18 protein-coding genes are annotated in these 19,478 nt (G+C 76.3%); 9 read left to right on the forward strand and 9 right to left on the reverse strand.

Annotated elements, in window-relative coordinates:
- Positions 1-6 precede the first annotated feature (6 nt).
- A complete protein-coding gene (locus ACYVOF_RS18990) occupies positions 7-474 on the reverse strand; it encodes a DUF3099 domain-containing protein (protein WP_460869286.1) in 468 nt (155 codons plus the stop codon).
- A 62-nt stretch (positions 475-536) separates the two neighbouring features.
- On the opposite strand from ACYVOF_RS18990, the gene ACYVOF_RS18995 reads away from it, so the two are divergent.
- The 3 genes from ACYVOF_RS18995 (at position 537) to ACYVOF_RS19005 (ending at position 3,665) form a co-directional block, all read left to right on the forward strand.
- On the forward strand, positions 537-2,084 hold the full coding sequence (locus ACYVOF_RS18995; RefSeq protein WP_460869288.1) for a DUF7782 domain-containing protein: 1,548 nt from the start codon (positions 537-539) through the stop codon (positions 2,082-2,084).
- Positions 2,084-2,521, forward strand: a complete 438-nt coding sequence (gene dtd, locus ACYVOF_RS19000) for a D-aminoacyl-tRNA deacylase (protein WP_460869290.1) — start codon at positions 2,084-2,086, stop codon at positions 2,519-2,521. The genes ACYVOF_RS18995 and dtd overlap by 1 nt, the downstream gene beginning before the upstream one ends.
- A gap of 151 nt (positions 2,522-2,672) precedes the next feature.
- Positions 2,673-3,665: a sigma-70 family RNA polymerase sigma factor gene (locus ACYVOF_RS19005; RefSeq protein ID WP_460869292.1), complete on the forward strand. Its 993-nt coding sequence runs from the start codon at positions 2,673-2,675 to the stop codon at positions 3,663-3,665.
- A gap of 161 nt (positions 3,666-3,826) precedes the next feature.
- Here the strand turns inward: ACYVOF_RS19005 and ACYVOF_RS19010 are convergent, their stop codons facing one another.
- On the reverse strand, positions 3,827-4,585 hold the full coding sequence (locus tag ACYVOF_RS19010) for a TSUP family transporter (RefSeq protein ID WP_460869294.1): 759 nt from the start codon (positions 4,583-4,585) through the stop codon (positions 3,827-3,829).
- 149 nt (positions 4,586-4,734) lie between these two features.
- Here ACYVOF_RS19010 and ACYVOF_RS19015 point away from each other — a divergent pair, with 149 nt between their 5' ends.
- Entirely contained in the window at positions 4,735-5,148 is a 414-nt protein-coding gene (locus ACYVOF_RS19015; RefSeq protein WP_460869296.1) for a GlcG/HbpS family heme-binding protein, read from the forward strand.
- A gap of 12 nt (positions 5,149-5,160) precedes the next feature.
- Here the strand turns inward: ACYVOF_RS19015 and ACYVOF_RS19020 are convergent, their stop codons facing one another.
- Positions 5,161-7,902 carry a bifunctional acetate--CoA ligase family protein/GNAT family N-acetyltransferase gene (locus ACYVOF_RS19020; protein ID WP_460869432.1) on the reverse strand — a complete coding sequence of 914 codons (2,742 nt, stop codon included), beginning with the start codon at positions 7,900-7,902 and terminating at the stop codon, positions 5,161-5,163.
- Positions 7,899-9,164, reverse strand: a complete 1,266-nt coding sequence (locus ACYVOF_RS19025) for an acetoin utilization protein AcuC (protein ID WP_460869298.1) — start codon at positions 9,162-9,164, stop codon at positions 7,899-7,901. The genes ACYVOF_RS19020 and ACYVOF_RS19025 overlap by 4 nt, the downstream gene beginning before the upstream one ends.
- 95 nt (positions 9,165-9,259) lie before the next feature.
- Here ACYVOF_RS19025 and ACYVOF_RS19030 point away from each other — a divergent pair, with 95 nt between their 5' ends.
- Positions 9,260-9,952, forward strand: a complete 693-nt coding sequence (locus ACYVOF_RS19030; RefSeq protein ID WP_460869434.1) for a metal-dependent transcriptional regulator — start codon at positions 9,260-9,262, stop codon at positions 9,950-9,952.
- Positions 9,949-10,932 carry a UDP-glucose 4-epimerase GalE gene (gene galE, locus ACYVOF_RS19035; RefSeq protein WP_460869300.1) on the forward strand — a complete coding sequence of 328 codons (984 nt, stop codon included), beginning with the start codon at positions 9,949-9,951 and terminating at the stop codon, positions 10,930-10,932. Before ACYVOF_RS19030 ends, galE begins: the two co-directional genes overlap by 4 nt.
- Positions 10,933-10,957: 25 nt before the next feature.
- On the opposite strand, the gene ACYVOF_RS19040 is transcribed toward galE, so the two are convergent.
- From ACYVOF_RS19040 to ACYVOF_RS19055, 4 genes are all read right to left on the reverse strand, one after another.
- A complete protein-coding gene (locus ACYVOF_RS19040; RefSeq protein ID WP_460869302.1) occupies positions 10,958-12,094 on the reverse strand; it encodes a DUF4192 domain-containing protein in 1,137 nt (378 codons plus the stop codon).
- A gap of 144 nt (positions 12,095-12,238) precedes the next feature.
- Positions 12,239-12,979, reverse strand: a complete 741-nt coding sequence (locus ACYVOF_RS19045; RefSeq protein WP_460869304.1) for a hypothetical protein — start codon at positions 12,977-12,979, stop codon at positions 12,239-12,241.
- Complete coding sequence (locus ACYVOF_RS19050) at positions 12,979-13,608, reverse strand: MBL fold metallo-hydrolase (RefSeq protein WP_460869306.1); 630 nt, start codon at positions 13,606-13,608, stop codon at positions 12,979-12,981. The genes ACYVOF_RS19045 and ACYVOF_RS19050 overlap by 1 nt, the downstream gene beginning before the upstream one ends.
- Positions 13,608-14,693 carry an S-(hydroxymethyl)mycothiol dehydrogenase gene (locus tag ACYVOF_RS19055; protein WP_460869308.1) on the reverse strand — a complete coding sequence of 362 codons (1,086 nt, stop codon included), beginning with the start codon at positions 14,691-14,693 and terminating at the stop codon, positions 13,608-13,610. Before ACYVOF_RS19055 ends, ACYVOF_RS19050 begins: the two co-directional genes overlap by 1 nt.
- A gap of 172 nt (positions 14,694-14,865) precedes the next feature.
- Between ACYVOF_RS19055 and sthA the strand changes: the two genes are divergently transcribed.
- A complete protein-coding gene (gene sthA, locus ACYVOF_RS19060; RefSeq protein ID WP_460869310.1) occupies positions 14,866-16,353 on the forward strand; it encodes a Si-specific NAD(P)(+) transhydrogenase in 1,488 nt (495 codons plus the stop codon).
- Positions 16,354-16,365: 12 nt separating this feature from the next.
- On the opposite strand, the gene ACYVOF_RS19065 is transcribed toward sthA, so the two are convergent.
- Positions 16,366-17,682: an MFS transporter gene (locus ACYVOF_RS19065; protein ID WP_460869312.1), complete on the reverse strand. Its 1,317-nt coding sequence runs from the start codon at positions 17,680-17,682 to the stop codon at positions 16,366-16,368.
- A gap of 90 nt (positions 17,683-17,772) precedes the next feature.
- On the opposite strand from ACYVOF_RS19065, the gene ACYVOF_RS19070 reads away from it, so the two are divergent.
- Together ACYVOF_RS19070 and ACYVOF_RS19075 are read left to right on the forward strand one after the other, a co-directional pair.
- Positions 17,773-18,318, forward strand: coding sequence for a gluconokinase (locus ACYVOF_RS19070; RefSeq protein ID WP_460869314.1), 546 nt, complete (start codon positions 17,773-17,775; stop codon positions 18,316-18,318).
- 142 nt (positions 18,319-18,460) lie between these two features.
- Complete coding sequence (locus ACYVOF_RS19075) at positions 18,461-19,393, forward strand: PAC2 family protein (protein ID WP_460869436.1); 933 nt, start codon at positions 18,461-18,463, stop codon at positions 19,391-19,393.
- Positions 19,394-19,478 lie beyond the last annotated feature (85 nt).

The raw sequence follows: 19,478 nt of genomic DNA on the forward strand, positions 1-19,478 counted from the left end.
TGCGGCTCAGACCTCCGGGCGGTGCTCCCGGCGGGCGTCCTCGACGTCGTGGGCCGCCAGCGGCTCGTCGTCGACGTCGACGATCATCCGCTGCGCCGGAGCGGTGAGCGCGGGCTGCGTGCTCACGGCGCCGTAGCGGTACGTGCGGAACTTGGCGTCCGGCAGCGGCTCCTTGTCGTTCGCGATGAGCACGGCCATCCAGGGCAGCGGCACCGAGGCCAGCACGATGAGCAGCGGGATCCACCAGGTGCCGGTCTCGGAGTAGACGATGGCCGCGAGGACCAGCGCCGGGATCCGGAAGGCCATGAGGATGGAGTACTTCTTGACCCGGGCGCGGTGCTCCTCGTCGTAGGAGCGCTGCGCGCCGGTGATGAGCACGGGGCGGGCGGCCGAGGCCGCCGACGCCGGGCGGGGCACCGAGGTGTCTGACGCCGTGGACTGGGCTCCCGTGCGGGGCGATCCGTCGACTGACATGGCCCTACTGTCCCACCACCCGCGCGTGATCGCAGGCCCGCGGGCGCTGCGACGATGTGCCGATGAGCACCGAGGGGACGGGAACAACACCGGGGGCGGCAGCGGCGGCACTGCCGCAGGTGGGGACGGTCGCGGCGCCGCTGCGGGCGGTGTTCGAGCGGACCGGGTACGACGCGGACGGCGTGCTGGCGCTGCTGGGCGCCGACGCGCACGCCGCGCTGGGCCGCGGCGAGGCGGTGCCGGCGCTGCGGGCGTGCGCCGACGGGGGCGAGCTGGGGGTGCTGGTGCGGCTGCTGCTGCTCGGCGAGCCGACGCCCGCGGTCGAGGCGGACGCCGCGCTGGCCGGGCTCGGGGTGGACCGGGCCGTCGCCGCCGGGCTGCTCGGCCGCCGGGGCGAGGAGGTGGTGCCCGAGCTCGACGTGCGCCCGCTCGACACCGGGGGCGGCACCCGGTGGCTGTTCTCCGACCTCGACGGGGACCTGCGCCGCACCCGCGACCGGGGCGAGGGCGCGTCGACCGTGGACCGGGAGCACGTGCTCGGCGTGGGGCAGGCGTCGCTCTCGCTGCTGCGGGCCACCCCCACGACCCCCGCGGGCACGGTGCTGGACCTGGGCACCGGCTGCGGGGTGCAGGCCGTGCACGCCGCCGCCCACGCCCGCTCGGTCACCGCCACCGACGTCAGCCCCCGCGCCCGCGCGCTGGCCGCGGCCGGCTTCGCCCTCAACGAGGTCGACGTCGAGCTGCTCGGCGGGTCGTGGTTCGACGAGGTCGCGGGCCGGCAGTTCGACCGGGTCGTGGCCAACCCGCCCTTCGTCGTCGGCCCGCCGCGGGTGGAGCACACCTACCGCGACTCCGGCCTGGACCTCGACGGGGCCAGCGCCCTGGTCGTGCGCGGCGCGCTGGACCACCTCGCCCCCGGGGGCACCGCCTCGCTGCTGGCCGCCTGGGTGCACACCGCGGAGCAGCCGTGGGAGCAGCGGGTGGGCTCCTGGCTGCCCGGGCACGGGGTCGACGCCTGGGTCGCCCAGCGCGACGTCGCCGACCCGGCCCTCTACGTCGGCACCTGGCTGCGCGACGCCGGGGTGGACGTGCGCACCCCTGCCGGTGCGGCCCGGGCCGACGCCTGGCTGGCCCACCTCGAGCGGGCGGGCGTGGCGGGGGTCGGCTTCGGGTTCGTCACGCTGCGGCGCACCGACGAGGCCTCCGACGTGCTCTGCGAGGACCTGCGCCAGGCGTTCGACGACCCGTTGGGCGACGAGGCGTGGGACTACCTGGCCCGGCTGGCCTGGGTGCGGGAGCACGACGTGCTCGACGACCCGCTGGTGCTCGCCCCCGGGGCCGCCCTGGAGCGGGTGGCCACGGCGGGGCCCGGCGGGTGGGAGGAGCAGGTGGTCCGGGTGCACCGCGCCGACGGGCCCCGCTGGTCCCACGAGGTCGACGCGCTGGGCGCCGCGCTGCTCGGCGGGCTGGGCACCGGGTCCGGCCTGGCCGCGGGTGAGCTGGTGGGGCTGCTGGGGCTGGCCCACGACGAGCCGGCGCAGGAGCTGGCCGCGGCCGCGCGCACGCTGCTGACCGGGCTGCTGCGCCACGGCGTCGTCCGGCCCGCCTGATGCGGGCGGTGCTGAGCCGGGTCACCTCCGCCTCGGTGGCGGTGGCCGGCGAGGTCGTCGGCGAGCTCACGGGCCCCGGGCTGCTGGTGCTGCTCGGCGTGGCCCGCGGGGACACCGGCGCCGAGGTGGCCCACGTGGCCCGCAAGGTCGCCGAGCTGCGGCTGCTGCGCGGCGACGTCTCGGTGACCGAGGCCGGGGCCGGGGTGCTGGTGGTGAGCCAGTTCACGCTGCTGGGCGCGACGCGCCGCGGGCGGCGCCCGTCCTGGTCCGCCGCCGCCCCGCCGGAGCAGGCGCGACCGCTGGTCGAGGCGGTCGTGGCCGACCTGCGGTGCCGGGGGTTGGTGGTGGCGACGGGACGCTTCGGGGCCGACATGGCCGTGACGAGCACGGGGGACGGGCCGGTGACGGTGATCGTCGACACCGCCGCCCCCGGCTGAGTGCCCCGGCGGCGCACCTCTCAGGAACTTCTCAGCCTGGTGAGCCCATCGCCGCAGGTCAGCGCGGCTTCCGACCGGGAACAGCGGGAACTCCCGGCCCCCCTCCCGACGTTGTACGCGGTGAGACACCACCGATCGGGAGGCACTGACGATGAGCACCCCCACCCTGGACGAGCGGACGACCCCGCGCCCCAGCGCAGCCGACCTGGACGCCCAGAGCCCGGCCGCCGACCTGGTCCGCGTGTACCTGAACGGCATCGGCAAGACCGCGCTGCTCACGGCGGCCGACGAGGTCGAGCTGGCCAAGCGGGTCGAGGCCGGCCTCTACGCCCAGCACGTCCTGGACCGCGGCACCACGCTGGCGGGCGGTCGCCTCTCCCCGGCCCGCAAGCGTGACCTCGCCGTCGTCGTCCGGCAGGGCTTCCTGGCCCGCCAGCACCTGCTCGAGGCCAACCTGCGGCTGGTGGTGTCGCTGGCCAAGCGCTACACCGGCCGGGGCATGCCGCTGCTGGACCTGATCCAGGAGGGCAACCTCGGCCTCATCCGGGCCATGGAGAAGTTCGACTACGCCAAGGGCTTCAAGTTCTCCACCTACGCCACGTGGTGGATCCGCCAGGCCATCACCCGCGGCATGGCCGACCAGTCGCGCACCATCCGGCTGCCCGTCCACCTCGTCGAGCAGGTGAACAAGCTGGCCCGGATCAAGCGCGAGCTGCACCAGCAGCTGGGCCGCGAGGCCACCGACGAGGAGCTGTCGCTGGAGTCGGGCATCGCCGAGGCGAAGATCGCCGACCTGCTGGACCACAGCCGGGACCCGGTGAGCCTGGACATGCCCGTGGGCAACGACGAGGAGGCCCCGCTGGGGGACTTCATCGAGGACTCCGACGCCACCGACGCCGAGTCCGCGGTGATCTCCGGGCTGCTGCACAGCGACGTCCGCAGCGTCCTGGCCACCCTGGACGAGCGCGAGCAGCAGGTCATCCGGCTGCGCTACGGCCTCGACGACGGCCAGCCCCGCACCCTGGACCAGATCGGCAAGCTGTTCGGCCTGTCCCGCGAGCGGGTGCGCCAGATCGAGCGCGAGGTGATGGGCAAGCTGCGCCAGGGCGAGCGGGCCGACCGGCTCCGCGAGTACGCGAGCTGATCCAGCACCGCGAGCACGCGGGCTGACCGGCTCGCGTCGAGACCACCATGACCGGGTGGCGCCGGGCTTCCCCCCGCCCCGCGCAGCCACCCCCACCGAGGCCGGACCCCCACCAGGGTCCGGCCTCGGTCGCGTCGGCCCCGGGGCCCTGCCGGTGCGCGTCAGGCCGCGACGAGGCCGGACCGGATGCTGGCCAGCGCCGCGGCGGTGACGACGAGCAGGGCCACCACGCGGAACCCGCCCGGGGAGAGCCGGGTGAACAGCACCCGGCCCAGCCGCTGGCCCGCGGCGACCAGCAGCAGCAGGCCGAGCACGGCGGGGGCGCCGCCCGGGGGCAGCTGCAGCTGGCCGGCGGCGGTGTAGACGACGAGCGTGGTGACGGAGAGCCCGACGAAGGTGGCGGCGAGGGAGTCCCGCAGCGCGGCCGGGCCCAGCCCGCGGCGCTGCAGCCACAGCACCAGCGGCGGACCGCTGACGCCGGTGGCGGTGCTCACCGCGCCGGTCACCGTCCCCACGGCCGCGCTGCCGAGGTGGCCGGGGCCGCGGGCGGGGCCGGGCCCGGCCCCCGGGGCCCGCACCTGCAGCGCCACCGCGAGCAGCACGAGCACGCCCACCACCACCTGCAGCGTCGCGGTGGGGGTGACCCGCAGCAGCACCGAGCCGAGCACCTCGCCGGGCACGGCCGCCAGCAGCAGCACGGCCACCGTGCCCCGCGCGACCTGCGGGGTGCGGCGCTCGGTGCCCAGCAGCAGCAGGCTCAGCCCGAGGCCCAGCAGCACCAGGGTGGTCAGCGCCTGGGCGGGCGCGACGGCGGCCAGCAGCGCGGGGCCCGCGACGAGCGCGAAGCCGAAGCCGGTGGCCGACTGCAGCACCGCGCCGGTGAGGACGGCCACGGCGACGAGCACTCCCCCGGCCACCACGCGGCCAGTATCGCCGCGCCGGGGCGAGCGGCCCGCGCCGCCCTCCCCCGGCGGGCCCGCGTCGCGACCGTCCCCCACGGGCCGCGTGCCGGGCCTACCGTCACGGCCCCGGGGGCACCGTCGCCGCCGGGGCACCCCAGGGAGGCACCGTGGCCAGGCAGATCACCCTCGAGCAGGCCGACACCGTCGTGGCCGCGTGCCGGGCGGCCGCGGCCGAGGTAGGGCAGCCGATGAACATCGCCGTGTGCGACGACGGCGGCAACCTCGTGGCGTTCGCGGCCATGGACGCGACCAAGCTCGTCGGCAACGAGATCGCCCGGCAGAAGGCGCTCACCGCCGTCTACTTCCAGGCCGACACCCGCGACCTCGCGGAGCTGGTGGTGCCCGGCGCCCCGCTGTTCGGCATCGAGTCGACCTCCCAGGGCCGCCTCGTGGTGTTCGGCGGCGGGGTGGTGCTGCGCGACGCCGCCGGTGCGCTCGTCGGCGGCGTCGGCGTCAGCGCGGGCACCGTGGAGCAGGACCACCAGGTGGCCGCCGCCGGGCGCGCGGCCTTCCCGGGCTGAGCGGGCCCCGGCTCAGCGCAGCCGGCGCGGACCGCGCTCGTCCCGGGTCGGCTGCGGCCCGATGGCCACCCGCGCCCCGGTCACGGCGGCGCCGTCGCGGGCGGCCAGCACGGGCCCGCAGGTCAGCTCCCGCAGCTCGGGCACGTCGTCGGCCAGCCAGGCCACGCGGCGCACCAGCTCCTCGAGCGCGTCGGTGTCGACCACCTCGGCCCCGCGGTAGCCGCGCAGCAGCGGTGCCGCCCGCGGTGCGGCGACCAGGTCGGCGGGGTCGGAGCCGGCCAGCGGCAGCACCCGGTAGGCCTTGTCCCCCAGCAGCTCGGAGAGGACGCCGGAGAACCCGAAGCTGATCAGCGAGCCGAACGACGGGTCGTCCTGCACCCCCAGGGTCACCGAGACCCCCTTGGGTGCCATGCGCTGCACGTAGACCTCCGGGTGCCCGGAGACCTCGACGACGTAGGCGTAGGCCTCGCGCACCGACTCGTCGCTGCCGAGGTCGAGCCGCACCCCGACGAGGTCGGTGCGGTCCCGCCAGCCCTCACCGGTCGCCTTGACCACCACCGGGTGCCCCAGCTCGGCGGCGGCCGCCACGGCCTCGTCGGCGCCGCCGACGATGCGGAAGTCGACGACGGGCACGCCGTGGGTGGCCAGCAGCGCGGCCGTCTCCACGTCGTCGAGCTCGCGGCCCTGCGGCGCGCCGGCCATCCACCCGGCCACCAGCGCGCGCGCCCGCTCGGTGTCGAGGTCGTCGGGACGGGTCAGCTCCTGGGGCGGGTGCGCCCGCCACGCCGCGTAGCGCACCGCCCGGCCGAGGGCCAGCACGGCCCGCTCGGGCCCCGGGTAGGAGGGCACCGAGCCGCGGCTGGGGGCGCCGTCGGGCCCCGGCACGGCCAGCGAGGCGGGGATGCCCTCCACGGCGAGGAACGTCGTCAGCACCGGCTTGCCCGACCCGGCGGTGACCTCGCGCAGCGCCTCGGCGTAGGCGGTGCCGCGGGTGGCCACCGGGGGCACGAACACGGCCACGACGGCGTCGACGTCGTCGCGGCCGAGCGCCTGCGAGACCGCCGCCGCGAACTCCTCGGGCGCCGCGCCGGCCCCGACGTCCACCGGGTCGCCGACGACCTCGAGCCGGTTGGCTCGGGCCGCCTCAGCGGCCAGGCCACCCAGCGCGGTGGAGTTGCCCACCACGGCCAGCCGCGGGCCGGCGGGGAGCGGCTGGTAGGCGAGCAGCAGGGCGACGTCGAAGAGCTGGGCGATGGTCTCCACCCGGATCACCCCGGCCTGCTCGAACAGGGCGTCGACCGAGGCGTCGTCCACCTCCACCCCCGTCGCCGCCAGCCCCGGCGGGACCGCGGAGCGCCCGCTCTTGACGCACACCACGGGCTTGCTGCGGCCCAGGCGGCGCGCGATGCGCGAGAACTTGCGGGGGTTGCCGAAGCTCTCCAGGTACAGCAGCACCACGTCGGTCGCCGGGTCGGCGTCCCAGTACTGCATCAGGTCGTTGCCGGAGACGTCGACGCGGTTGCCGGCGGAGACGAAGCTCGACAGGCCCAGCCCCCGGTCGGCGGCCGCGGCCAGGATCGCGGTGCCCAGCGCCCCGGACTGGCAGAAGAAGCCGACCCGGCCCGGCGGGGGCAGCGTCGGGGCCAGGGTGGCGTTGAGGCCGACGGCGGGGTCGGTGTTGGCCACCCCGAGCGCGCTGGGGCCGACGACCCGCATGCCGTGGGCCCGGGCGTCGCGGGCCAGCCGCCGCTCGGCGTCGCGGCCGCCCTCCCCGGACTCGCCGAAGCCGCTGGTCACCACGACGAGCGCCTTGACCCCCTTGGCCAGGCAGTCGTCGAGCACCGAGTCCATGCCGGAGGCGGGCACGGCGACGATGGCGAGGTCCACCGGGTCGGGGATGGCGCGCACCGACTCGTAGGCCCGGACGCCGGCCACCGAGCGGTGCTCGGCGTTGACGGGGAACACCGGGCCGGTGAAGCCGCCGGCGAGCAGGTTGCGCAGCACGGCGTGCCCGACCTTGGACGGGTCGCGGGAGGCGCCGATGACCGCGACCGAGCGCGGGGCCAGCACGTTGCCGACGCTGCGCGCCTCCGAGGCGAGCTCGCGGGAGGCGCGCACCTCGGTCAGCGCGTCGGCGAAGTCGGGGTCGGTGGGGTCGACGTCGAACTCCAGGTGCACCACGCCGCCCTCGTAGCTGCGGCTGACCTGGTAGCCGGCGTCGCGGAACACCCGCACCATGCCGGGGTTCTCGGCGAGCACCTCGGCCACGAACCGCGCCACCCCGGTCTCCACCGCGGCCGCGGCGAGGTGCTCCAGCAGCACCGAGCCCAGGCCGCGGCCCTGGTGGTGGTCGGCGACGACGAACGCCACCTCCGCCGAGGTGCCGTCCCCGACCTCGACGAGCCGGTCGTAGCGGCCGACGGCGATGATCTCGTCGCCGAGCAGGGCCAGCACCGCGACCCGGTCGTGGTGGTCGACGGTGCTGAACCGGGTGACGTCGCGGGCGGGCATGGTCGGGTACGGCCCGAAGTAGCGCAGGTAGCGGGTGCGCTCGGAGAGCTTGCCGTGGAACGCGACGAGGGCCTCGGCGTCGTCCGGCGTGATCGGCCGCAGGTGCACCGTGCCGCCGTCGGAGGCCAGCACGTCGGCCTCCCAGTGGCGCGGGTAGTCGAAGGGGTCGCGGACGGGCGCGGCGCTGCCGGGGCTCGGGGCGCTGCCGGGGCTCGGGGTGTCGTCGGGGCTCACGGGGGTCAGTCCCTGGGGTCGTCGGGGTCGAGGCCGTGCAGCGGCAGCACGGCCCGGCGGGTGGCCAGGATCGAGGCGTCGACGGAGGCCAGCCGGTCGCGGTGGGCGCGCTCGGAGCCGAGGCCGCCGATCTCCTCGCCCCAGCCGACGCCGCCGGAGCCGTCCCACGGCACCCAGGTCGGGTCCGCCCCGTCGCCCATGGTGGTGGGCACGCCCGCCGCGCCGACCAGGCTGGCGGCGCGCTGCGACCACTGCGGGGGCACGGCCGTGGCCGGGTCGACGTCGCGGTCGAGGACGGCGGCGATGAGGTGGGTCCACGAGCGGGGCACCACGCCGACCAGGCCGTAGCCCCCGCCGCCGAGGGCCAGCCAGCGGCCGTCGGCGACCTCGTCGGCGAGCGCGCGCACCGCCTGGAAGGCGGCGCGGTGGCCGTCGACGGTGAGCCGGAGGTCCGCCAGCGGGTCGAGCCGGTGGGTGTCGACCCCGCACTGGCTGACCACCACCTGCGGCCGGTGGGCCCGCACCACGCTGGGCACCACGGCGTGGAACGCCCGCAGCCAGGCGGCGTCGGCGGTGCCGGGCATGAGCGGCAGGTTCACCGCGGTGCCCTCCGCGCCCGCGGCCCCGCACTCCCGGGCCCAGCCGGTGCCCGGCCACAGCGTGGCCGGGTGCTGGTGCAGCGACACGGTGAGCACGCGGGGGTCGTCGTAGAACGCGGCCTGCACCCCGTCGCCGTGGTGGACGTCGACGTCGACGTAGGCGACGCGGTCGACCCCGTGGTCGAGCAGCCAGGAGATGGCGATCGCCGCGTCGTTGTAGACGCAGAACCCGGCCGCGGAGTCCGCCATGGCGTGGTGCAGGCCGCCGCCGATGGTGACGGCGCGCCTCGTGCGGCCCTCGGCGATCTCGCGGGCCGCGGCCACCGAGCCGCCGGCCATGAGGGCGCTGGCCTCGTGCATCCGCTCGAACACCGGGTTGTCCTCGGTGCCCAGGCCGTGGCCCACCGCCTGCAGCTGACCGGGTGCGCCCTTGACCGCGGCCAGGTAGCCGGGGGTGTGGATCCGCAGCAGCAGCTCGTCGTCGGCGGCCTCCGGGGTGAGCAGCTCGACGCCCTCGAGCACCCCCAGCTCGGTGGCCAGGGCCATGGTGAGGTCCAGGCGCAGCGGGTCCATCGGGTGCTCGGGCCCGAGGCGGTAGTGCAGGTAGTCCTCGGTCCACACGACGGCGGGCGTCCCCGCAGCGTCGCGGGGGAGGTCGCGGGTCTCGGCCATGACCGCACCGTACGTGCGGGTGGTCCCGCGGTCGTGGTGACGCCGGGGCGGGGGTCCGGGCGCGGCTAGGATGATCGGGACGAAGGGGTGTGAGCGTGAACGACCTGGTCGACACCACCGAGATGTACCTGCGCACCGTGTTCGAGCTCGAGGAGGAGGGCGTGGTCCCGCTGCGGGCCCGCATCGCCGAGCGCCTCGAGCAGAGCGGGCCGACCGTGAGCCAGACCGTGGCGCGGATGGAGCGCGACGGCCTGCTGCTGGTCGCCGGCGACCGCCACCTCGAGCTGACCGACCGCGGCCGCTCGCTGGCCGTGGCCGTGATGCGCAAGCACCGGCTGGCCGAGTGCCTGCTCGTCGACGTCATCGGCCTGCGCTGGGAGGACGTCCACGCCGAGGCGTGCCGCTGGGAGCACGTCATGAGCGAGGCCGTGGAGCGCCGCCTGGTCGAGGTGCTCGGGCACCCCACGACGTCGCCGTACGGCAACCCGATCCCGGGCCTCGACGAGCTCGGGGCCACCGGCGGTCCCGGCTCGGTCACGGTCCTGGAGCGGCTCTCGGAGTTCCGCTCCGCCGACCCCACCGCGGTGGTGGTGCGCCGCATCTCCGAGCACGTGCAGACCGACGTCGACCTCATGGGCCGGTTGCGCTCGGCCGGGGTGGTGCCCGACGCCCGGGTGACCGTGCAGCGCAGCGGCGCCACGGTGCGGGTCACCACCTCCGGGCACGGCAGCGAGGACCTCCCCGACGACATGGCCCACGCCGTGCAGGTCGAGCGGATCGGCGCGTGAGGCTGCTCGTCACGGGCGGGGCGGGGTACGTCGGCAGCGTCTGCTCGGCGGTGCTGCTCGAGCAGGGCCACGACGTGACCGTCCTGGACGACCTCTCCACCGGCCACCGCGACGCCGTGCCCGCCGGGGCGCACCTCGTCGTGGGCGACGTCGCCACCGCCGCGGGCCCCCTGCTGCAGGAGGCCGCCGAGGACGGGGCGGGGCCGTTCGACGGGGTCCTGCACTTCGCAGCCCGCTCGCTGGTCGGCGAGTCGGTGGTGTCCCCGGAGAAGTACTGGTCGGGCAACGTCGTCACGTCCCTGGCCCTGCTGGAGGCCATCCGACGGGCGGGGGTGCCGCGGCTGGTGTTCTCCTCCACCGCCGCGACCTACGGCGAGCCGACCACGGTGCCCATCACCGAGGACGAGCCCACCCGGCCCACCAACCCCTACGGGGCGAGCAAGCTGGCCATCGACCACGCGATCTCCTCCTACGCCGCAGCCCACGGGCTCGCCGCGACGAGCCTGCGCTACTTCAACGTGGCCGGGGCCCACGCCGGGCTCGGCGAGCGGCACACCGTCGAGACCCACCTCATCCCGCTGGTGCTGCAGGTGGCGGCGGGCACCCGGGAGCACGTCACGGTGTTCGGCGACGACTGGCCCACCCCGGACGGCACCTGCGTGCGCGACTACATCCACGTGCGCGACCTGGCGCAGGCCCACCTGCTGGCCCTGCAGGCCGCCACCCCCGGCCGGCACGCGGTGCTCAACCTCGGCAGCGGGTCCGGGTTCTCGGTGCTCGAGGTGATCGAGGCGTGCCGCCGCGTCACCGGCCACCCCGTGCCCGCGGTGACCGCGCCGCGCCGGGCGGGCGACCCGGCGGTGCTCGTCGCGTCCAGCGCCCGGGCGCAGGCCGAGCTGGGCTGGCGCCCGGAGCGCACCGACCTCGACGGCATCGTCGCCGACGCCTGGGCCACCAGCCAGGTCCGCGCCCCGGCCTGACCGCGCACCCGACCCCGCGCCGCGGTCAGACGGGCACCCCCAGCGCGGCCGCGACGACGCGTCCCCCCTCGGCGACGTCCCGAGCCGCGCTCGGTGGCATCGCCGCGTCGAGCCCGCAGCGCAGCATCGTGGCCAGCCGGTGGGTCGGGTCGGACTCCAGCGCCGCGTCCAGCGCGATGCCCGCGGACGGACCCTCGCCCCGCACGTAGCAGCTCAGCGCCAGCAGCGTGGCCGGCTCGGCGCGCCAGGGCCGGGGCAGGCCGCGGGCCGCGTGCGCCCACAGCTGCTCGGCGGCGCCGGCGTGCTCGGTGACGGCCAGGCCCGCGCACGCGTCGCGCACCCGGGTGTCGTCGAGCGCGGCGGCCAGACCGGCCAGCTCGTTGGCCTCGGGCAGGGTCCCGTCCTCGCACCGCGCCACCGCGGCGAGGACGACCTCGACCATCCCGCGGGGGCTCGTCGCGCCCCCGGCCCGGTCCCGCCGGGCCCGCCCGACCGCAGCGGCCACCGCCGCGCGGTGCGCCGGGTCCTCCGCGCCGGGCGCGGGCCGCACGACCGCCGTCAGCCCCTCGCGGTCGGTGTGCAGCACGCGGCCGGCCAGCACGTGCGCCGCCGCCACCGGGCTGCTGCGCGGGTCGGGCAGCACCCCTCCCCCGCGGCGCGACCCGCGGGGACCGCGGTGCCACCACCGCCCGCCCGTGTCGAGGCGGTCGACCTCGACGACGTCGGTCACCGGCACCCCGCGGGCGGCGAGCGCCTCGACCACCTCGTCGACCACCGCGTCGTGGTGTGCCGCGGGCCCGCGGTCGTCGACGACGGCGAGCACGGCCGCAGCGCAGTCGGGCCCGACCGCGACCGCCAGCTGCGCGGCCACCGGCGCGAGATCGGCGGCCGACTCCCCGGGACCGGGCAGGTCCAGGCGTGCGCTGAGGCCGATCCGGCGCCCGGGGGGCCCGCACAGGCTCACCAGCACCAGCGAGCGGGTGGGGACGAACCCGAGCAGCGAGGGCACCGCCGCCACCAGGTCCGCGACCCCGCCCAGCCGCACCGGGGGGCCCGGGTCGCCGACGGGCTCGTCGCGGACCGCCCGGGGCGGGGTCTCGCGGGGGTCGCAGAAGTTGCTGAGGTGGCGGGGGTCGCGGGGTCGTCGCGGTGTCGTCGTCATGTGCCCACCATCGCGGCCGTGGTCCGCGGGTGGGGGCCCCGTCCGGCCGGTGTGGACGACCGCGCCCCGCGCGGGTCACCGGGCCCTCGCAGCGGCCGGGGGCCGGGGCCGTGTCGGGCGCCCGTGGTAGGGGGCGGTCGGGTCTCAGGCGCTCCCGCGCACCTTCGCGACCGCCCGGCGGAACACCTCGTCGACCAGGCCCGTGTCGACCTCGGCCCCCGTCGCGCCGGTGTCCCCGGTGACGACCACCTGCACCGGGCCGAGCTGCGCCACGAGGGCACGGACGGTCCGGGACTGCTGCGCCCCCGCCGCACGGGCGGTGAGGTCGAGCCGGAACGCCCGCACGCCGTCCGCCGCGACCGGGGGCGCGTCGACCGCGGTGATCACCGTGGTCGTCTGCGCCTGCCCCAGGGTGGCGGTGGACGAGGCGCACCGGCGCACCACGTCGTCCAGCTCGGCGAGGCTCCGGGTCCCGGTGCTCACCACCTCGCGCACCACCAGGCCGGTCGAGGCCGCGGTGGCGGAGGCGTAGCCCAGGTCGGCCAGCGCTCCCGGCGAGGTGGGTGAGGCCCCGGCGCACCCGGGCGGGTCGACGACCGCGGCACCCCCGGCGGACAGCGAGGAGCGCAGCTCGTCGGCCGTCACCGGCTGGGCCACCAGCGGCACCGGGAAGTCCCCCGCGGTCAGCACCAGGTCGGCGAACGTGCCGTCGGGCCCCGGGGTGGGGGTGACGGCGGTGGTCGTGGTGGCCGCCGCGGCCGTGCTCGTCGGGGCCGCGGCGCTGCTGGGCGCGGGGGCCGGGGCACCGCCGCCACCGCAGCCCGCGGCCAGCACGCCGAGCACGCCCGCCACCAGCAGGCGCGCCGGGACGCGGCGGCGGGCCATCAGCTCCCCCTCGCGATCCACTCCTCCAGGTGCGGAGCCTCGTCGCCGATGGTGGTGCCGTCGCCGTGCCCCGTCCGCACCCGGGTCTCCGCGGGCAGCGCGAACAGCCGGTCGCGGATCGAGCCGATGATGGTCGGGAAGTCGGAGTAGGACCGGCCCGTCGCGCCCGGCCCGCCGGCGAACAGGGTGTCCCCGGTCAGCAGCTCGCCGGCCTCGGGCAGGTACAGGCAGGTGCTGCCCGGGGAGTGCCCCGGGGTCGCGAGGGCCTGGATCTCGGTGCCCGCCACGGTGACCCGCTGCCCGTCGGTCAGCTCCTGGTGGGCCACCCCGGGGTGGGTCATCTCCCAGAGCACGTCGTCGGCCGGGTTCAGCAGCACCGGGGCGTCGAGCCGGCGACCCAGCTCGGGGGCGACGGTGACGTGGTCGTCGTGGCCGTGGGTGCAGATGACCGCGACCACGCGGCGCCCACCCACGGCCTCCACGATCGGGTCGGCGGTGTGCGCGGCGTCGACGACCACGACCTCGTCGTCGTCGCCGAGCAGCCAGACGTTGTTGTCGACCTCCCACGTGCCCCCGTCGAGGGAGAACGTCCCCGAGGTGACGACGCGGTCGACGCGCAGCCCGGCCATCAGAGCACCACCACGGAGCGCAGCACGCCGCCGGTGTGCATGGTGTGGAAGGCGTCCTCCACCGCGTCGAGCGCGATCCGCTCGGTCACGAACTTCTCCAGCGGGAGCCGGCCCTGCTGCCACAGGTCGACCAGCAGCGGGAAGTCCCGCTCGGGCAGGCAGTCGCCGTACCAGGACGACTTCACCGACCCGCCGCGGCCGAAGAAGTCGATCATCGGCATCTCGACGGTCATGTCCGGGGTGGGCACCCCGACCAGGACCACGGTGCCGGCGAGGTCGCGGGCGTAGAACGCGGCCTTCCACGTCTCGGGCCGGCCGACGGCGTCGACGACGACGTCGGCCCCGAAGCCCCCGGTGAGCTCCTGCACGGCCTCGACCAGGTCGACCTCGGCGCTGTTGACGGTGTGGGTGGCGCCGAACTCCTTCGCCCACTCCAGCTTCTGCGGGTCGCGGTCCACGGCGATGATCGTGGTGGCGCCGGCGATGCGGGCCCCGGCGACCGCGGCGTCGCCGACCCCGCCGCAGCCGATGACGGCGACGGACTGGCCGCGCCGCACCCCGCCGGTGTTCATCGCGGCCCCGATGCCGGCCATGACGCCGCAGCCCAGCAGGCCCACGACGGCCGGGTCGGCGGACGGGTCGACCTTGGTGCACTGGCCCTCGTGGACCAGCGTCTTGTCCGCGAACGCCCCGATCCCGAGCGCCGGGGTGAGCTCGGTGCCGTCGGTCAGCGTCATCTTCTGCGCCGCGTTGTGGGTGTCGAAGCAGTACCAGGGCTCGCCGCGGCGGCAGGCCCGGCAGTCGCCGCACACCGCGCGCCAGTTCAGGACGACGAAGTCGCCCACCTCGACGTGGGTGACGCCCTCCCCGACGGACTCCACCGTGCCCGCGGCCTCGTGGCCGAGCAGGAACGGGAACTCGTCGTTGATGCCGCCGTCGCGGTAGGTGAGGTCGGTGTGGCACACCCCGCAGGTGGCGACGTCGACGACCACCTCGCCGGGCCCGGGGTCGGGCACGACCACGTCGACGGTCTCGACGGGCGCGCCCTTGCTGCGGGCGATGACTCCACGGACCTGCTGCGGCACTGCGCTCTCCTCACGTCGCGCCGCGGGTGGCGCCCCCGGCTCCGGCGCGCCGAGCCTCCCACGCCCCGCGGCGCCCGCGCCACGCCTGGCCGGGCCGCGGCGGGGGCCGAGTTCACCCCCTCGTGACACGAACCGGTGGACGCGGCCGGGGGCCAGCCCTGATCATCGAGCGATGACTGACACGACGTCGCAGTACGACCTGGTCGTCATCGGGTCCGGCCCCGGGGGGCAGAAGGCCGCGGTCGCCGCCACCAAGCTGGGCAAGCGGGTGGCCGTGGTGGAGAAGATCGACATGCTCGGCGGGGTGTGCACCAACACCGGCACCATCCCGTCGAAGACGCTGCGCGAGGCGGTGGTCTACCTGACCGGGATCAACCAGCGCGAGCAGTACGGCGCCGGGTACCGGGTGAAGGCCGACATCACCGCGCAGGACCTGCTTGCCCGCACCCAGCACGTCATCGGCCGCGAGATCCAGACCATCCGCGCCCAGCTGCTGCGCAACCACGTCGACGTCCTCACCGGCACCGGCAGCTTCGTCGACGAGCACACCGTGGCCGTGACGGGCGCGCAGCGCGGCGAGCACCAGACCGTCACCGCCGACAAGATCGTCATCGCCGTCGGCACCCACCCCGCCCACCCGGCCAGCATCGACTTCGACGAGCCCCGCATCCTCGACTCCGACGGCATCCTCGACCTCGAGGCCATCCCGGCCTCGCTCACCGTCGTGGGCGCCGGCGTCACCGGCATCGAGTACGCCTCCATGTTCGCCGCCCTCGGCACGCGGGTGACGGTGGTGGAGAAGCGCGACGGGATGCTGGGGTTCTGCGACGCCGAGACCGTCGAGTCGCTGCGGTTCCACCTGCGCGACAACGGGGTGACCTTCCGCTTCGGCGAGGAGGTCGTCGACGTCAAGGTCACCGACCGCGGCACCATCACCAACCTCAAGTCGGGCAAGGCCGTCCCCGCCGACATGGTCATGTACTCCGCGGGGCGGCAGGGCTCGACGTCGTCGCTGGAGCTGGGCAACGCCGGGCTCGAGGCCGACGACCGGGGCCGGATCACCGTCGACGAGCACTACCGCACCGAGGTCGAGCACATCTACGCGGTGGGCGACGTGATCGGCTTCCCGGCGCTGGCGGCGACGTCGATGGACCAGGGCCGCCTGGCCGCCTACCACGCCTTCGGCGAGCCCAAGCACGAGCTGCTCGCCCTGCAGCCCATCGGCATCTACTCCATCCCCGAGCTCTCCTACGTGGGCCGCACCGAGATCGAGCTGACCGAGGACTCCGTGCCCTACGAGGTCGGGGTGTCGCGCTACCGGGAGCTCGCCCGCGGCCAGATCGCCGGCGACTCCTACGGGATGCTCAAGCTGCTGGTCTCCACCGAGGACCGCTCCCTGCTCGGGGTGCACGTCTTCGGCACGTCCGCCACAGACCTGGTCCACATCGGCCAGGCCGTCATGGGCTGCGGCGGCACCATCGACTACCTGCTCGACACGGTCTTCAACTACCCGACCCTCTCCGAGGCCTACAAGGTCGCCGCGCTCGACGCCAACAACAAGATGCGGGCGTTGTCCTCGCTGCGCGACGGCAAACCGGGCCAGGAGTCCGACGAGGCGGCCGGGCGCGACGCGGCGGGCGCGGACGCCGCCGACGGCTGAGCCGTCCCGGCCCTAGCGCCCGCGACGCCACACCTCCCGCAGCGGGGGGACCACCACCCCGTCCGCGGCCAGGACGCGACGCACCTGCCGGCGGGTCAGCAGCACCCCCACGGTCGCCAGGACCCACACCGGGTACTGCACCAGCCAGGCCAGCCGGAACGCCCCCGGGGTGTACCCGCCGGACGCGCCGAGGACGAGCCCGACGAGCTGGATCACCACCAGCGAGGCCAGGAAGCCGCCCACGTTGACCATGCCCTGCGCGGTGCCCAGCGAGCGGCCGGGGGCGAAGGTGCGGGCGTAGTCGAAGCCGATGACGGAGCCGGGCCCGTTGACCGCCAGCACCAGCACGAGCACCACCAGCAGCCACAGCGGCGCCCGGCCGGGCAGCGCCAGCACCACCGTCCACGCCGTCGCGGTCGCGCCGATGATGGTGAGCACCAGCCAGGAGCGCCGCAGCGGGTGCCGGGAGGTGAGCTCGCCGAGCACCGGGCCGGCGACGACGCCGCCGAGCACCAGCAGCGTGAGCACGGCACTGGCCGCGGGCGGGGAGAGCCCCTGGCCGGAGACGAGGTAGGGCACCCCCCACAGCAGCGCGAACACCATCCCGGAGAACTGGGTGCCCATGTGGGTGAAGAACCCCAGCCGGGTGCCGGCGTGGCCCCACGCGGCGCGCACGAGGCCCGGCACCTGCCGCGGCGTCACGGGGGTGACCTCGGGCACCGGTCCGGGCGGGGCGTCGCGCACCACGGCGGCGACCAGGACGACCACGAGCACCCCCAGCGCCGCCGCCGAGCCGTAGGCCACCGTCCACCCGGGCCCCACGAGCAGGGCGACCAGCGGCACGGCGGACAGCACCTGCCCGAGCTGGCCCAGGATGCCGGTCAGCTGGGTCACCAGCGGGGCCCGCCGCGGCGGGAACCAGGCGGCGACCAGGCGCAGCACCGCGATGAAGGTGAGCGCGTCCCCCGCGCCGACGAGCACCCGGGCCGCGACCGCCAGCGGCAGCACGGTGGTCACGGCCAGGGTCAGCTGACCGGTGGCCATGACGAGACCGCCGAGCACCACGAGCCGCCGCGAGCCGAACCGGTCGAGCAGCAGGCCCACGGGCACCTGAAGGCCGGCGTAGACCACGAGCTGCAGCACCACGAACCCCGAGAGCGTCCCGGGGCTCGCGCCGAAGCGGGCGGACGCCTCCAGCCCCGACACCCCGAACGAGGTGCGCTGCAGGACCGCCGTGACGTAGGCGGCCACCCCGACGCCCCACACCAGCCAGGCGCGCCGCGGCACCGGGGCGGCCGCGGCCCCCCGCGCGTCCGGCACCGTGCTCACGAGCCGCCACCCTAGGCCCGTCCCCGGCCCGTGCCCCGCCCCGCTGTGGTGGACTGGCCGCCCCGTCGAGGACCCGAGCGAGGAGCACCTGTGGCCGCAGAGCAGCGCAGCAGCACCGGGGGTGCCCCGGCCGTCGTGGTCATGGGCGTCTCCGGGTCCGGCAAGACCACGGTGGCCGAGGCCCTGGCGGAGCGCCTCGGCGTGGTCGCCGCGGAGGCGGACGAGTTCCACCCGGAGGCCAACATCGAGAAGATGCGGGCCGGGCACCCCCTCGACGACGACGACCGCGCCCCCTGGCTGGCCGCGATCGCGGACTGGCTCGCCGAGCAGGTCGACGCGGGCCGCGCCGCCGTCATCACCTGCTCGGCGCTCAAGCGCCGCTACCGCGACACGCTGCGCGGCGCCGGGCCGGAGGTGGTGTTCCTGCACCTCGCGGGGCCGGAGGAGGTCGTGGCGGAGCGCATGGGGGGCCGCCGCGGCCACTTCATGCCCACCGCCCTGCTCGACTCGCAGTACGCCGACCTCGAGCCGCTGGGCGACGACGAGGGCGGGCTCACCGCCGACGTCACCCGCCCGGTCGCCGACATCGTCGACGACGCCGTCCGCGCCCTCGCCCCCGGGCGCCCCGCCGGGTAACGAACCCGGGGCCCGCGACGTTGAGGGCAGGAGACGACGAGGAGAGGTGGCCGCAGTGGACGAGCCCAGCCAGCACGAGACCCCCGACCCCGCCCGGGACGCGGCGGCCGGTGAGCGGACCCCCGACCTGGGGCTCCCCTCGATGTTCGAGCCCGCGTTCCCCGGCCCGGAGGTCACCGGGGAGGACGGCCGCGGCCCAGTGCTGGTCCACGGCATGGAGGGCTTCGCCGACGCCGGGCACGCCATCCGCCTGGCGACGGCGCACCTGCGGGACAGCCTGGAGCACGAGCTGGTGGGGTCCTTCGACCTCGACGCGCTGCTCGACTACCGCTCGCGCCGGCCCACCATGACCTTCGAGGCCGACCACTTCGCCTCCTACGACGAGCCCAGCCTCAAGCTGTGGGCCGTGCGCGACTCCGCGGGCACCCCGTTCCTGCTGCTGGCGGGGATGGAGCCCGACCTGCACTGGGAGCGCTTCGTCACCGCCGTGCAGACCCTCGCCGAGCACTTCGGGGTGCGGCGCACCATCGGGCTCAACGCGATCCCCATGGCCGTGCCCCACACACGGCCGGTCGGGGTCACCGCCCACGGCTCCCCCACCTCGCTGGTCCGCGACCACCAGCCGTGGGCGGGCACCATCCAGGTGCCGGCCAGCGCCGCCTCGCTGCTCGAGCTGCGGCTCGGCGAGCGCGGCCACGAGGCCATGGGCTTCGCGGTGCACGTGCCGCACTACCTGTCGCAGACCGACTACCCGGCCGCGGCGCAGTCGCTGCTGGAGCACCTCGGCGAGGCGGCCGGGCTGGACCTGCCCACCGCGGCGCTCGACCCGGCCGCGGCGCGGGTCCGCGAGCAGGTGGACGCCCAGGTCAGCGGGTCCGAGGAGGTCGCCGGCGTGGTCGGCGCGCTCGAGCGGCAGTACGACGCCTACGTGGGCAGCCAGGAGCGCGCCTCGCTGCTCGCGGCCGAGGGCGGCCTGCCCAGCGGCGACGAGCTCGGCGCGGAGCTCGAGCGGTTCCTGGCCCAGCAGTCCGGCGACGAGCCGGACGGCCCCGACGGACCGGCGCCGCAGCTGTAGAGGTCCCGTGGCGGGGTGCTGTGACGTTGGTCGCAGCGCCGCCGCCGCGGACCGGTCGATTCGTCCCGCGGCGGCGGTGACCCGG

The organism is Rhodococcus aerolatus, from assembly GCF_054783215.1.

Excerpts from the sequence above, each read along its gene's own strand:
- ACYVOF_RS18990 (WP_460869286.1), bottom strand. The coding sequence starts at position 474 with ATGTCAGTCGACGGATCGCCCCGCACGGGAGCCCAGTCCACGGCGTCA.
- ACYVOF_RS18995 (WP_460869288.1), top strand. The coding sequence starts at position 537 with ATGAGCACCGAGGGGACGGGAACAACACCGGGGGCGGCAGCGGCGGCA.
- dtd (WP_460869290.1), top strand. The coding sequence starts at position 2,084 with ATGCGGGCGGTGCTGAGCCGGGTCACCTCCGCCTCGGTGGCGGTGGCC.
- ACYVOF_RS19005 (WP_460869292.1), top strand. The coding sequence starts at position 2,673 with ATGAGCACCCCCACCCTGGACGAGCGGACGACCCCGCGCCCCAGCGCA.
- ACYVOF_RS19025 (WP_460869298.1), bottom strand. The coding sequence starts at position 9,164 with ATGGCCGAGACCCGCGACCTCCCCCGCGACGCTGCGGGGACGCCCGCC.
- ACYVOF_RS19040 (WP_460869302.1), bottom strand. The coding sequence starts at position 12,094 with ATGACGACGACACCGCGACGACCCCGCGACCCCCGCCACCTCAGCAAC.
- ACYVOF_RS19045 (WP_460869304.1), bottom strand. The coding sequence starts at position 12,979 with ATGGCCCGCCGCCGCGTCCCGGCGCGCCTGCTGGTGGCGGGCGTGCTC.
- ACYVOF_RS19050 (WP_460869306.1), bottom strand. The coding sequence starts at position 13,608 with ATGGCCGGGCTGCGCGTCGACCGCGTCGTCACCTCGGGGACGTTCTCC.
- sthA (WP_460869310.1), top strand. The coding sequence starts at position 14,866 with ATGACTGACACGACGTCGCAGTACGACCTGGTCGTCATCGGGTCCGGC.
- ACYVOF_RS19075 (WP_460869436.1), top strand. The coding sequence starts at position 18,461 with ATGTTCGAGCCCGCGTTCCCCGGCCCGGAGGTCACCGGGGAGGACGGC.